At 64.4% G+C, this 12,926-nt stretch carries 9 protein-coding genes; 5 read left to right on the top strand and 4 right to left on the bottom strand.

Annotation, left to right across the window (positions count from 1 at the left end; all coding sequences use genetic code 11):
* Nucleotides 1-7: 7 nt before the first annotated feature.
* Nucleotides 8-472: an Lrp/AsnC ligand binding domain-containing protein gene (locus tag JVX98_RS25780; protein ID WP_034806518.1), complete on the top strand. Its 465-nt coding sequence runs from the start codon at nucleotides 8-10 to the stop codon at nucleotides 470-472.
* 67 nt (nucleotides 473-539) lie between these two features.
* Here JVX98_RS25780 and JVX98_RS25775 read toward each other — a convergent pair whose 3' ends face one another.
* Entirely contained in the window at nucleotides 540-1,592 is a 1,053-nt protein-coding gene (locus tag JVX98_RS25775) for an NAD(P)-dependent alcohol dehydrogenase (RefSeq protein WP_205237895.1), read from the bottom strand.
* A gap of 217 nt (nucleotides 1,593-1,809) precedes the next feature.
* Here JVX98_RS25775 and JVX98_RS25770 point away from each other — a divergent pair, with 217 nt between their 5' ends.
* Nucleotides 1,810-2,748, top strand: coding sequence for an AraC family transcriptional regulator (locus tag JVX98_RS25770; protein ID WP_205237893.1), 939 nt, complete (start codon nucleotides 1,810-1,812; stop codon nucleotides 2,746-2,748).
* A 27-nt stretch (nucleotides 2,749-2,775) separates the two neighbouring features.
* Here the strand turns inward: JVX98_RS25770 and JVX98_RS25765 are convergent, their stop codons facing one another.
* On the bottom strand, nucleotides 2,776-3,210 hold the full coding sequence (locus JVX98_RS25765) for an Lrp/AsnC family transcriptional regulator (RefSeq protein ID WP_043617453.1): 435 nt from the start codon (nucleotides 3,208-3,210) through the stop codon (nucleotides 2,776-2,778).
* Between the two features lie 126 nt (nucleotides 3,211-3,336).
* On the opposite strand from JVX98_RS25765, the gene JVX98_RS25760 reads away from it, so the two are divergent.
* Entirely contained in the window at nucleotides 3,337-6,393 is a 3,057-nt protein-coding gene (locus JVX98_RS25760; RefSeq protein ID WP_205237892.1) for an aminotransferase class III-fold pyridoxal phosphate-dependent enzyme, read from the top strand.
* Nucleotides 6,394-6,499: 106 nt separating this feature from the next.
* The gene (locus JVX98_RS25755; protein WP_205237891.1) at nucleotides 6,500-7,522 is read left to right on the top strand and encodes an amino acid ABC transporter substrate-binding protein; all 1,023 of its coding nucleotides are present in this window, start codon (nucleotides 6,500-6,502) and stop codon (nucleotides 7,520-7,522) included.
* A 99-nt stretch (nucleotides 7,523-7,621) separates the two neighbouring features.
* Here the strand turns inward: JVX98_RS25755 and JVX98_RS25750 are convergent, their stop codons facing one another.
* On the bottom strand, nucleotides 7,622-10,546 hold the full coding sequence (locus tag JVX98_RS25750) for an aminotransferase (RefSeq protein WP_205237890.1): 2,925 nt from the start codon (nucleotides 10,544-10,546) through the stop codon (nucleotides 7,622-7,624).
* A gap of 115 nt (nucleotides 10,547-10,661) precedes the next feature.
* A complete protein-coding gene (hutC, locus tag JVX98_RS25745) occupies nucleotides 10,662-11,405 on the bottom strand; it encodes a histidine utilization repressor (RefSeq protein WP_205237889.1) in 744 nt (247 codons plus the stop codon).
* Between the two features lie 136 nt (nucleotides 11,406-11,541).
* Between hutC and hutF the strand changes: the two genes are divergently transcribed.
* Nucleotides 11,542-12,918 carry a formimidoylglutamate deiminase gene (hutF, locus tag JVX98_RS25740; RefSeq protein ID WP_205237888.1) on the top strand — a complete coding sequence of 459 codons (1,377 nt, stop codon included), beginning with the start codon at nucleotides 11,542-11,544 and terminating at the stop codon, nucleotides 12,916-12,918.
* The last annotated feature ends 8 nt before the right edge of the window (nucleotides 12,919-12,926 follow it).

Genomic DNA, 12,926 nt, shown 5'->3' with positions numbered 1-12,926 from the left:
AGGCACGATGCATCAGATCGACAAGATTGACCGACGAATTCTCAACATCCTCCAGGCGGACGGCCGCATCACCAATCTGGAGCTTGCCGATCGCATCGGCCTGTCGCCGACCGCGACCAGCGAACGCCTGCGCCGGCTGTTGAAGGAGGGATACGTCTCGGGCTTCGGGGCGCGATTGGACCCGCAGAAGCTCGGCTTTGGGCTGCTGGTCTTCATCGAGGTCATGCTCGACAAGACGACGCCCGACGTCTTCGACCAGTTCGCCGCCGCCGTCAAACAGGCGCCGGCCGTGCTCGAATGTCACATGGTGGCAGGCGGCTTCGACTATTTGGTCAAGACGCGGTTCGAGGACATGGCGGCCTACCGCAACTTCCTCGGCCAGGTTCTCTGGACGCTTCCGGGCGTCAAGGAGACCCGCACCTATGCTGTCATGGAAGAGATCAAGAACGACGGGCCGCTGCCGCTGGTGTGAGCCTCTGTCGCAGAAAATAATAGAACGGCCCGGGATCTACACAGATCCCGGGCCGTCTGCTTTCAGCTTAGGCGGCGTCCTGCAGCGAGGCCATGTCGATGACAAACCGATAACGCACGTCGCTCTTGACGACGCGTTGATAGGCTTCGTTGATCTCTTGGATGCGGATCGTTTCGATTTCCGAGACGATGTCGTGTTCGCCGCAGAAGTCGAGCATTTCCTGGGTCTCCTTGATCGAGCCGATCATCGAGCCGGAAATGCTGCGGCGCGCCGGCACCAGCGAGAAGGCATGCACCGGCACGGCGTTCTCCGGAATGCCAACCAGCACCAGATCGCCATCGACCTTGAGCAGGTTGAGGTAGGCGTTCCAGTCGATCTCGGCGGCAACCGTGCAGATGATCAGGTCAAACGTGCCGGCCAGCGCCTTGAAGGTCTCGGGGTCGTTGGTGGCATAGTAGTGATCGGCGCCGAGCTTCAGCCCGTCTTCCTTTTTGGAGAGCGTCTGGCTGAGAACGGTCACGTCTGCGCCCATGGCATGCGCCAGCTTGACGCCCATATGTCCGAGACCGCCCATGCCGACGATCGCGACCTTCTTGCCGGGACCGGCCTTCCAGTGGCGCAGCGGCGAATAGAGCGTGATGCCGGCGCACAAAAGCGGTGCCGCAGCGTCGAGCGGCAGGTTCTCGGGGATCGACAGAACGTAGCCTTCCTTGACGACGATGCTGTCGGAATAGCCGCCCTGCGTCGGTGTCTTGCCGTCGGCTTCGACGCCGTTATAGGTCACGACCAGGCCGGGCATGTAGTGTTCCAGATCCAGATCGCGGGTAGCGCAGGTGGTGCAGGAATCGACGAAGCACCCGACGCCGGCGCGGTCGCCGACCTTGAACTTGGTCACCTTGGAGCCGACCGCCGTGACGATGCCGACGATCTCGTGGCCCGGAACCATCGGGAACGCCGAGTTGCCCCATTCGTTGCGGGCCTGGTGGATGTCGGAGTGGCAGACGCCGCAATATTTGATCTCGATCACCACGTCGTCGTCGCGCGGTTCGCGGCGTTCGAAGGTGAAGGGCGTCAGCGGCTTCGACGCATCGGTCGCCGCATATCCTCTTGCAATGGCCATCAGTCTGTCCTCATTTTGGGAAAGGGTGCAGGTCCGGAGGGAGCCCGGCCTGACGCATCAGGACTATGAGGGTGCGCACGCTGCAAGCGTTAGAGCGATCCTGCAAAGTTTTTGCACGATCCTACAAGATTGACGGGGACATCCTGGAGATGGCACGTCGAGACCCTATCTGAGCGTTGCCTCACACAACGCTAAGCCGCTGGAAAGACCTGAGATTATGACAGCCACGCGACAGACTGCCCGTCCCGAGATGATCGACGTCATTGCCCGGTTTGCCAAAACCGACGGTGATCACATGACGCAGATTGCCGGCCTGAGCCTGCACCGCCACGGCGGCGACGCCCCGGTCAACTGCTCCGCCTACAGGCCGAGTTTGGCGATCATCGTGCAAGGGGCCAAGCGCGTGGTGCTCGGCGAAGAGACGCTGATCTACGGCGCCTCGGATTATCTGCTGACGTCGATCGACCTGCCGGTTCTGTCCCAGGTCTGCCAGGCCTCCGCAGAAGAACCCTACCTCAGCATGGCCTTCACGCTCGATCCGGGTAAGATCCAGGCGCTGCTTGCGTCCCTGTCGCAGCTGCCGGCACCCGCCGCCTCCGTGCGCGGCATGAGCGTCAGCAAGATCACTGCCGAACTCGAAGACGCGGCCCTTCGGCTCTTGCGCCTGCTCGAACGGCCGGACGATATCCCAGCACTCCTGCCCCTGATCGAACAGGAGATCCTGTATCGGCTTTTGACCGGCCCGCATGGCCACCGGCTCAGGCAGATGGCGACGACCGACAGCCAGCCGCATCAGGTCGGCCGCGCCGTCGCCTGGCTGAAGGAACACTACTCGCGGCCCTTGCGCATCGACGACCTCGCCAGCCGCGTGTCGATGAGCGTCTCGTCGCTGCATCATCACTTCAAGGCGATCACCGCCATGAGCCCGCTGCAGTACCAGAAGCAGCTGCGGCTGCAGGAAGCGCGGCGGCTGATGCTGGAAGAGAGCCTTGACGCCGGAGATGCCGGCCATCAGGTGGGCTATGAAAGCCAGTCGCAGTTCAGCCGCGAATATGCCCGCCATTTTGGCGAACCACCGATGCGCGATATCGGCCGGGTCCGCCGCTCGCTGCTCGAACGGCTTGCGCCGCAGGCGGAGATGCTGAGCGAGGGTTGACCGGGCCTCAGTTCCGCTCGCTGCGGATCAGCTCCGCTCGATATCTCTTCTCAGCACGATGGACGTCGTCAGGTCCTCGACATTGTCCATCGTCGCCACTTCATTGCGCAGCTCGTTGAGCGCATTGATCGAGCCAACCTCGACCTCGACGACGAGATCCAGCTGGCCGCTGACGGAGGACACCTTGCGCACGGTGGAGAAACCGGCGAGCCGGTCGAGCACGCCGATCGATGGCGTGCGCTTCAGGGTCACCAGCAGAAAAGCCTGGATCGTGCCCTCGTCCAGTTGGCCGATATCGGCGCGATAGCCGCGAATGACGCCGGCCTTTTCCAGTCGCGTGACCCGCTCGGTGGTCGCACTTCGGGAGAGCCCTATCCGGCCTGCCAGCGACTTCATTGGGATCCGAGCCTCCTGCGACAGGATGCTGAGGATGGTGCGGTCGATCGCGTCGATGTCCTGCATGTCCCCTCCTCCGTGCCCGCCGACAAGATGACGGTTATTATAAACATAGTGCCGGTGCAACCGGCATATTGCCGGATGCATCCCCTCGCCGCTCATGCAAATCTTCTCACCGAGATGAGGATCCCCATGAACGATATGCTGAAGACCACGCCCGACTTTTCGACCGAAGCGGCAGCCGCCTTGCTGAAGGAGCATTACGGCCTCTCCGGCACGCTCTCGCTGCTCGCCAGCGAACGCGACCAGAACGTCAAGGTCGAGGCTGAGGACGGCAGCATCTCCATTCTGAAGATCGTCAACGGCGCCGAGCCCGAGGTCGAAAGCGATTTCCAGACCGCACTGCTCAGCCACGTCGGCACCCATGCCGCCGACCTGCCGGTGCCGCATATCCGGCCGACGCTGTCGGGCGCGAGCCTTGCTTCGACCACCAGTGCGGGCGGCGTCACCCACCGCCTGCGGCTCGTCAGCTGGGTCGAGGGCCTGCCGCTTGCCGAAACCGGACGCAGCGAGGCGGCGCTCCAGTCGCTTGGGCAGATGCTCGGCCGCTTCGACGCCTCGCTCAAGGGCTTCATGCATCCGGGCGCGCTGCGCGATCTCGACTGGGACATCCGCCACTCCGGCCGCTCGGCTGACCGGCTGCATCACGTCGCTTCCGCCGAAGACCGCGCGCTGCTCGAACGCTTCCTTGTCCGCTTCGAAAAGTCCGTGGCGCCACACCTTGCGACCCTTCGTGCCGCCGTCATTCACAACGACGCCAACGACTGGAATGTGCTGGTCGATAAAGTCGACCACGACACCATTTCCGGCCTGATCGATTTCGGCGACGCGCTGCATGCGCCGGTGATCGCCGAAGTGGCGATCGCCGCTGCCTATGCCGGGCTCGACCATCCCGATCCGATCGGCGCTGCCGCTGCCATCGCCCGCGGCTTCCATGGCGAATATCCGCTGGCGGAAGAAGAGATCGACCTGCTCTTCGATCTCATCGCCATGCGCCTCGTCACGTCGGTGACGATCTCGGCGTCCCGCCGCGCCCACACCGAGGACAATCCCTATCTGGCAATCAGCGAACGCCCTGCCTGGACGCTGCTGCGCAAGCTCGACCGGATGAACCCGCGTTTCGCGACCGCCATCCTGCGGCATGCCTGCGGCTTCGAGGCAAGCCCGGGCGCGCGTGCCGTTGCCGCCTGGATCCGCGAGAACCGCAAGACGCTGAAGCCGCTGCTCGCACGTCCGGCCGCCACCTACCCGGCAGCGCTCGTTCCCTATGGCGACCCGCAGCATCCGATGACCGTGAAGTCGGCAGCCGAACAACCGAATGAAGCCCAGGCGATCTGGGAAGACTATTGCCGCACGCACGGCGTCGAACTCGGCATCGGCCCCTTTGGCGAAGAACGCACAGTCTATGCCGGCGAGATGTTCGTCTCGCGCTTCATCGACCACACCCGCCGCACCCGCCATCTTGGGCTCGACCTGTTCATGGCCGCCGGCACCAGGCTCTACACCCCGCTTGCCGCCACCGTCGTCAGCGTCGAAATCGAGAAAGATGCGCTCGGCTACGGCTGCCTGATAGCACTTCGCCACGAGCCCGAGGGCTGCCCGCCCTTCGTCACGCTCTGGGGTCATATGGCGCACGAAGCGATGGGACGCATCAAGGCCGGCGACCGGCTGGAGGCCGGCGCGCTGGTTGGCGAGATGGGCGCCCCGAAGGAAAACGGCGGCTGGGCGCCGCATCTGCACCTGCAGCTTTCCGCCGATACCAGCCTGACGGCGACCGAGATCCTCGGGGTCGGCGAACCGCAGTTTCTCGATGTCTGGGCCGAACTCTTCCCGGATGCGCGCACCTTTGCCGGCATTGCCGAGGAATTCTATGAAAAGAAGGGCCGCTCGCACGAGGAGATCGTCAAGCGCCGCAAGGAACTGCTCCTGCCGAACCTCTCGATCTCCTACGACAAACCGATCAAGTTCGTGCGCGGCGAAGGCGTCTGGCTGATCGACGACAGCGGCCGCGCCTATCTCGATTGCTTCAACAATGTCTGCCACATCGGCCACGCCCATCCGGCTGTCGTCGAGGCGATGGCCAAGCAGGCAGCGATCCTCAACACCAACACTCGCTACCTGCACGACAACATCGTCGCCTATGCCGAGCGGCTGACGGCGACGCTGCCAAAGGAATTGACGGTCGCCGGTTTCGTCAACAGCGGTTCGGAAGCCAACAGCCTGGCGCTCAGGCTGATGCGTGCCCATACCGGCCGCGAAAACGCGATTACGCTCGACTGGTCCTATCACGGTACGACCCAGGAGCTGATCGACATCAGCCCCTACAAGTTCCGCCGCAAGGGCGGCAAGGGTCCGAAGCCGCATGTGCATGTGGCGACCATTCCCGACAGCTACCATGCGCCGGCGGACTGGCCGGCCGAGGAACACGGTAAGCGCTTCGCCGAAAGCGTCGCCGAGCTGATCCAGGCGATGCAGGCCAAGGGCGAAGGCCCGGGCTTCTTCATCGCGGAGTCGATCCCGAGCGTCGCCGGCCAGGTGTTCCTGCCGGAAGGCTACCTGAAGGAAGTCTATCGCCTGGTGCGGGAAGCCGGCGGCGTGTGCATCGCCGACGAGGTGCAGGTCGGCTTCGGCCGCATCGGCAGCCATTGGTGGGCCTTCGAGACGCAAGGCGTCGTGCCTGACATCGTCACCATGGGCAAGCCGATCGGCGACGGCCATCCGCTTGCAGCCGTCGTTACCACCCGCGAGATGACCGACAGCTTCAACAACGGCATGGAGTACTTCAACACCTTCGGCGGCAACCCGGTGTCCTGCGCCGTCGGTCTCGCCGTACTCGACGTGATCGAGGGACAGGACCTGCGCGGCAATGCGCTTTCGGTCGGCAACTACCTGATCGATGCCTTCCGCGCGATGGCCACCCGCTACGACGTCATCGGCGACGTGCGCGGCATGGGTCTGTTCCTCGGCATCGAACTCGTGACCGATCGCAAGACCAAGGCGCCGGCAACCGAATTCGCCCGCGCGGTCTCCAACGGCGCCCGCCGCCGCGGCGTGCTGATGGGCACCGAAGGTCCGCATGACAACATCTTGAAAATGCGCCCGCCGATGATCTTCTCGAAACGCGATGCCGATCACCTGCTCGCCGTGCTCGAAGAGACCTTCGCGGACGTCGCAAGGACGCTCGGCTAAGGCCGGGTCGAACAGCAGAAAAACCAGATGCAATGACCGGGGTGCACGACACGCATCCCGGCAACGAAGACGCATGTCCTAAAACAAGAGAAGAGGAGAACAGGAAATGAAACTTGGAGTGAAACTTGGAGTTCTGGCTCTGGCGAGCGCGGCGTTTCTTGCCGGCACCGCCGCCAACGCCGGCATGCTCGACGTCATCAAGGAACGCGGCGAGCTTCGCTGCGGCGTCAGCCAGGGCGTGCTCGGCTTTTCCGCACCCAACGACAAGGGCGAATGGACCGGCTTCGACATCGATTTCTGCCGCGCGGTGGCTGCCGCAGCGCTCGGCAATCCCGACAAGGTGAAATACGTGCCGCTCTCGACCAAGGAGCGCTTCACCGCATTGCAGTCCGGCGAGGCCGACCTGCTTTCGCGCCAGACCACCTGGACGCTGTCGCGCGACACCGATCTCGGCATGAGCTTCGTCGGCGTCAACTACTATGACGGCCAGGCCTTCATGGTGCGCAACGACCTCGGCGTGAAGAGCGTCAAGGAACTCTCCGGCGCCTCCGTCTGCACCGAGACCGGCACGACGACCGAGCAGAACATGGCCGACTATTTCGGCGCCAACAACATCCAGTACCAGGTCGTCGCCTTCGAGAAGGCCGACCAGACGATCCAGGCTTTCAACACCGCGCGCTGCGACGTCTACTCGACCGACGCTTCGGCGCTTTATGCCCAGCGCCTGACGCTGAACGACCCCGATCGTTTCGTCGTTCTGCCGGAAGTCATCTCCAAGGAGCCGCTTGGCCCGGCCGTCCGCCAGGGCGACGATCAGTGGTTCAAGATCGTGCGCTGGACGCTGTTCGCACTGACCGAAGCGGAAGAACTCGGCATCACCAAGGACAATGCCGCCAAGCTGATCGAAAGCGGCACGACCGCCCAGAAGCGCTTCCTCGGCATCGAGAACGAAGCGGGCAAGTCGCTCGGCCTCGATCCGAAGTGGGCCTACCAGGTGGTTTCTGCCGTCGGCAACTATGGCGAAGTCTTCGAACGCCACCTCGGCAAGGACAGCCCGCTGAAGATCGATCGCGGTCTCAACAAACTCTGGAGCCAGGGCGGCCTGATGTACGCCCCGCCGGCACGCTGATCCGCAAGGAGCAATTCCGGCAAGTCTCCGTTCGGAATTGCTAGACCCAAGGAAAAGCGCCAACGAGACGCCGCGGCCCTCCCCGCGGCGTTTTCGCTTTTACCAGCCTTCCTCCAGCACGCGGCCCAGCATGTCGGTGAAGAAGTCGGCGCTCTCGCGCGACAGGCAGAGCGGCGGCTTGATTTTCAGCACGTTCAGGTGGTCGCCGGTCGGCTGCATGATGACGCCGAGATCGAGCAGGCGGTCGCAGATCGCCGCAGTCTCTTCGGTTGCCGGCGACAGGGTCTCCCGATCGCGCACGAATTCGACGCCGAGATAGAGCCCCATGCCGTGCACCGCGCCGATCAGCGGGAAACGCTGCCCGAGCGCTTCGAGCCGCGCTTTCAGATAGCCGCCGACCACCTGTGCGTTTTCCGGCAGCCTTTCCTCGGTCAGGATATCGAGCACCACCTGCCCGACGACCGAGCTCACCGGGCTGCCGCCCGAGGACGAGAAGAAGTATCCCTCCTTTTCCAGCGCATCGGCAATCTCGCGGCGGGTAATAACGGCGCCAAGCGGATGTCCGTTGCCCATGCCCTTGGCGACCGTGATGATATCGGGCACGACACCCTGCTCCTCGAAGCCCCAGAAATAATCGCCGAGCCGGCCGTAGCCGACCTGCACCTCGTCGGCGATGCAAACGCCACCACGCGCCCGCACCATCGCATAAACAGCGTCGAGATAGCCCTTCGGCAAGGGAATGCCGCCGGCGTTGCCGTAGACCGGCTCGCATATGAAGCCCGCGAGCTTCTCGTCCGCCGCGTCCAGTTCGGTCAGTTTCTTGACGACGGAGCGCACATAGCTGTCGGTCGTGTCGGCGCCGCGGAATTCGCCGCGATAAGTATTGGGCGCGGTGACCGGATGCACCCAGGCCGGGCGGGTTTCGAGCGCCTGCGGATTGTCGGCGATCGAGGTCGACACCGCATCGCTCGCGACCGTCCAGCCGTGATAGGCCTCGAGCAGGCTCACGACGTTGCGCGCGCCGGAATAGGCCCAAGCAAGCCGCAGCGCCAGATCGTTCGCCTCCGAGCCGCTGTTGACGAGGAACACCGTGTCGAGCCCATCCGGCGCGAGGGCTGCAAGCCGCGTCGAGAATTCGGCGACGGAGGCATAGTGGAAGCGCGAATTGGTGTTGAGCAGCGACCATTGCCGCCCGACCGCGGCGGCAAGCCGGGGATGCCCATGGCCGAGAATGGTGACGTTGTTGACCATGTCGAGATAGCTGCGGCCCTCGATATCGAACAAATGGTCCTTCCAGCCGCGCTCGATCTGCGGCGGTTGCAGGTAATAGTTCTTCTGCGGCCTGGCGAAGTGCTGCTGGCGGCGGGCGAGCAGTGTATCGCTGTGCGGCTCCGGCCCATCGCATTCGAAGCCGAGGATGCCGGCCGGTGACGGGCATAGGTGCTTCCACGCCGCCGCCTGATGCGGCATGACGAAAAGCGGCGGCACGAGGCCATGCTCGCGGCAAAGCTGGACACGGATCAGGCCGTAGGACTTCTGTTCGCCGGAGACGACGCCGAGCACGGCACCAGCAACGATCGTGTCCTCAAGATCGGCACCGGCTTCCACGCCCTCGAGAAACAGGCTCGCCTCAGCCCCCTCGAGCACCAGCAGCCCGTCCTGCCGGACGATACGAGCGGCAAAGGGAGCGACAATCTCGCGCCCGGCCTCCAGGCAGATATCGACATGCAAGGCAAAGGTGGCATCGGGCTTCGGTGACCGCAGCAGGGTCTCCGTCATCCGGTATTCGCCGTAGCGCGTCGTCGCGATGCCGATTGCATGCGCGGCGTGCTGGAGGAGCGAGATCGGCAATCCCTGGTGCTGCCAGCGCTCCTCCGGCAAAAGCGGGCTCAGGATCGAGAGGTCGATCTGGCGCACGTCCGTGGGGCCGAGCCCCGGGATCAGGCTCTCACCGGTCACCCGGGCCGAGACCGGCGCGAAGCCGACGGCTGAAAGAATGGCGTGCTCCATCAGCGCCGAAGGCACCGACGAGGCGACCTCGAAGATCTCCCGCTCATGCGCGGCATTGCCCTCGACATAAGCGTTGTCGGGCTCGCGGGAGAGCTGGTGTTCGGAGCTTGCAACCAGCACTGCAGCGCGCGCGACGATCAGCGGCCAGAGCGCCTTCAGTTCCACCTCGGTCAGCGGGCATGCCGCATGAAACGCCTTGACCGCCGGCAGGATGAACCAGGGGTCGCCATCCGCATGATGCAGCAGCGAGGCGCAGGTGACGGCAAGTTCGGCGACCAGCCAGCCATTGAGGATATCGCCGAAATCGATCACGCCGTCCGGCATCGCCCGGCCGGCCGCGTCGGGCCGGCTGACAACGTTGTCATCGGTGACGTCATGGTGGATGGCCTGGGTCCTGAGGCCAGGGGTGAGCGGCTGCAGCCGCCGCATGGCGCCGACCATCACTTCAGCGATGCGCTTCTTGCGCTGCTGGTCCGCCATATCAGTAAGCAGATGCAGGACGACGGGGCCGGCGCGCCTGAGATCCCATTGCAGCTCCCGTTCGAGCCCCGGATGCTCGAAGTCCTCCAGTGCCGACGCGAGCTGGCCCGCCAGGCCGCCGAGGGCAGCCACGGCTTCGCGCGACAGATGTTTGCGCCGGGTGAGCGGTTCGCCTTCGAGATAGCTGAGCAGGCGAATGCGATAATCCGCGCCGCGGATGGCGACGCTCTCGATCGCCTCGCCCTTGAGAGAGGGCACGACTTCCGCAACGCGTGCGGTCGGCAGACGGTTGCCGAGATGCCGCAACGCCGCGTTCTGCGCTTCCATTTCCAGCGGCTCGTATTCCGCCCGGCAGATTTTCAGAACATAACGCCGTTCGCCCGTGTCGAGGCGGTAGTTGCGGTCCTGCTGGCTGCCAAGCTCGCTGATCGTACCCGACAGGCCATAGTGTTCGGCGAGCAGTGAACGTGCCTCCTCGGCTCCGACATCGGGTCTTGGGAGCTCGGTGCGAAGCTTCAGCGCGTCCTCAACCATGGTCTCGTCATCCTCCCCTTCGGCGGTCGATCCTCCGAATCGACCGGAATGTTGTCGAGATTAGAGCGGGATCAAGGAAAAGATGTGCGGTTTCCCGTTTACACCCACCCGCAGCCTACTGCGACATGCCTTCCAGCCGATAGCGCGTGCCGGGATAGAGCAGCCGCGCCGTCGTCACATTGCCGGCGTCCGACCAGGTGCGGCGCCGGATCATCAGGCATGGCTCGTTGCGGTCGATGCCGAGCAGCTTGCATTCCCAGAGCTGCGGCGCCACCGCTTCGACGATCTGCTCGGTGCGGGTGATCGGCGCCATTGCGGTGAGATAGGCGTTCGGCGTCATCGCCTGGAAATCCTGTTCCAGATAGCGCGGGCAGATCGCCGGATTGACGAAACGATCCTCGATCTGGATCGGCAGCCCGTTTTCCGAATGCACCATGATCGAGTGAAAGACGCGGGCCCCGGTGGCAAGGCCCAGCGCATAGCCGATGTCAGGCGTCGCGACCTCTTCCTTGAGCAGCGTCATCAACGACGTATGGGCGTGGCCACGTTCGTGGATCTCGTCGGCAATGTTGCGCACTTCAAGCAGCGCGGTGCTGCCCTTGTGGGCCGCCACGAAGGAGCCGACGCCCTGCACCCGCGTGATCGCGCCTTCGGTTGCCAGTTCCCTGAGCGCCCGGTTGGCGGTCATGCGGCTGACGCCGAGGTCGGCGACGATCTCGTTTTCCGAGGGAATGCGATGATGGGCGGGCCATTCGCCGCTCTCGATGCGGCTGCGGATGAACTGCTTGACCGCCTCGTAGCGCGGCACCGGGCCGTCTTCGAAAGCGGTCGTCTCGTTCCGTTTTCCCAGTGCCGTCATCAACTCAAGCCCCGCCTTTCCGCGCCGCCGAACAAATCGTGCGCATTCGCACTCGAATCTTTTCGTTCATTTCACGCTTGCGCGCCAGCGCAAAATATCTATAGTTCCATATACAACTACGTACAGGAAAATGCACATGGCTAGTTTTCCCGTCAACCGGATCTTTGCAGAGCGGGCTCTCCTGCCCGGCGGCTGGGCCGAGAACGTCGCGATTTCGCTCGACGCGTCCGGTCGCATTGCAGCGATCGAAACCGGCAGCGCCGCCGCTGGCAGCGACGAGCGCACGGCCGGCCCGCTGATCCCGGCGATCGCCAACCTTCATTCCCACGCCTTCCAGCGCGCCATGGCCGGCCTTGCCGAAGTGGCGGGCAGCGGCGACGACAGCTTCTGGACCTGGCGCGAGGAAATGTATCGCACCGTCGGGCTGGTAAACCCTGACGATGTCGAGGCGATCGCCGCCAAGCTCTATATGGAAATGCTGAAGGGCGGTTTCGGACACGTCGCCGAATTCCACTACCTGCACCACCAGGCCGATGGCACGCCCTATGCCGACCCCGCCGAGATGTCGCTGCGCATTCTCGCCGCCGCTCGCACGACCGGCATCGGCCTTACCCATCTACCTGTCTTCTACGCCCACGCCAATTTCGGCGGCGTCGCGCCCAATCCCGGCCAGCGGCCGTTCCTCCATGATCCCGAGCGTTTCCTGGCACTGCTTGAGCGGCTCGCGCCGCTCTGCCGCGACGCGGACCAAACGCTCGGCTATGCCATCCATTCGCTGCGCGCGGCGACGCCTGAGGAGATGCGCATCATCCTCGATGCCGCACCTGTTGCCGGTCCGATCCACATCCATGTGGCCGAGCAGACCAAGGAAGTCGACGACAGCCTCGCCTGGAGCGGCCGCCGCCCGGTCGAGTGGCTGCTCGATGAAATGCCCGTCGACGCACGCTGGTGCGCAATCCACGCAACGCATCTGACGGAAAGCGAACGGCAGCGTCTGGCGCGTTCGGGCGCCGTTGCCGGTCTCTGCCCGGCGACCGAGGCCAATCTCGGCGACGGCATCTTCCCGGCGGTCGATTTCATGGCCGAAGGCGGCGCCATCGGCGTCGGCACCGATAGCCATGTGGCGACCAGCGTTGCCGAGGAACTGCGGCTGCTCGAATACGGCCAGCGGCTGCGCGATCGCCGCCGCAACCGGCTCGCGACCGGCCCCGGCGCCTCGATCGGCCGGACGATCTTCGACGCTGCCCATAAGGGCGGCGCCCAGGCGGCCGGCCAGAAGACGACCGGCATCACCGTTGGCGCGCGCGCCGATTTCGTCGTGCTCGACGGCAGCAATCCCTACATCGCCGCCGCCACCGACAACCAGATCCTCGACCGCTGGCTCTTTGCGCTCGGCGGCGAGACTGTCCGCGACGTCATGGTCGCGGGCGCGTGGAAGATCCGGAACGGACGCCACGACCGGGAGGACGATATCGACCGTGCCTTCGCGCGGGTGCTGATGAAACTGAAGTAATCGTCAAA

The sequence above is a fragment of the Ensifer sp. PDNC004 genome, assembly GCF_016919405.1.
In the GTDB taxonomy this organism is placed as follows: Bacteria; Pseudomonadota; Alphaproteobacteria; order Rhizobiales; family Rhizobiaceae; genus Ensifer.
The sequence above is the reverse complement of the archived record's forward strand: the minus strand, read 5'-3'. Positions and strand labels throughout refer to the sequence as shown.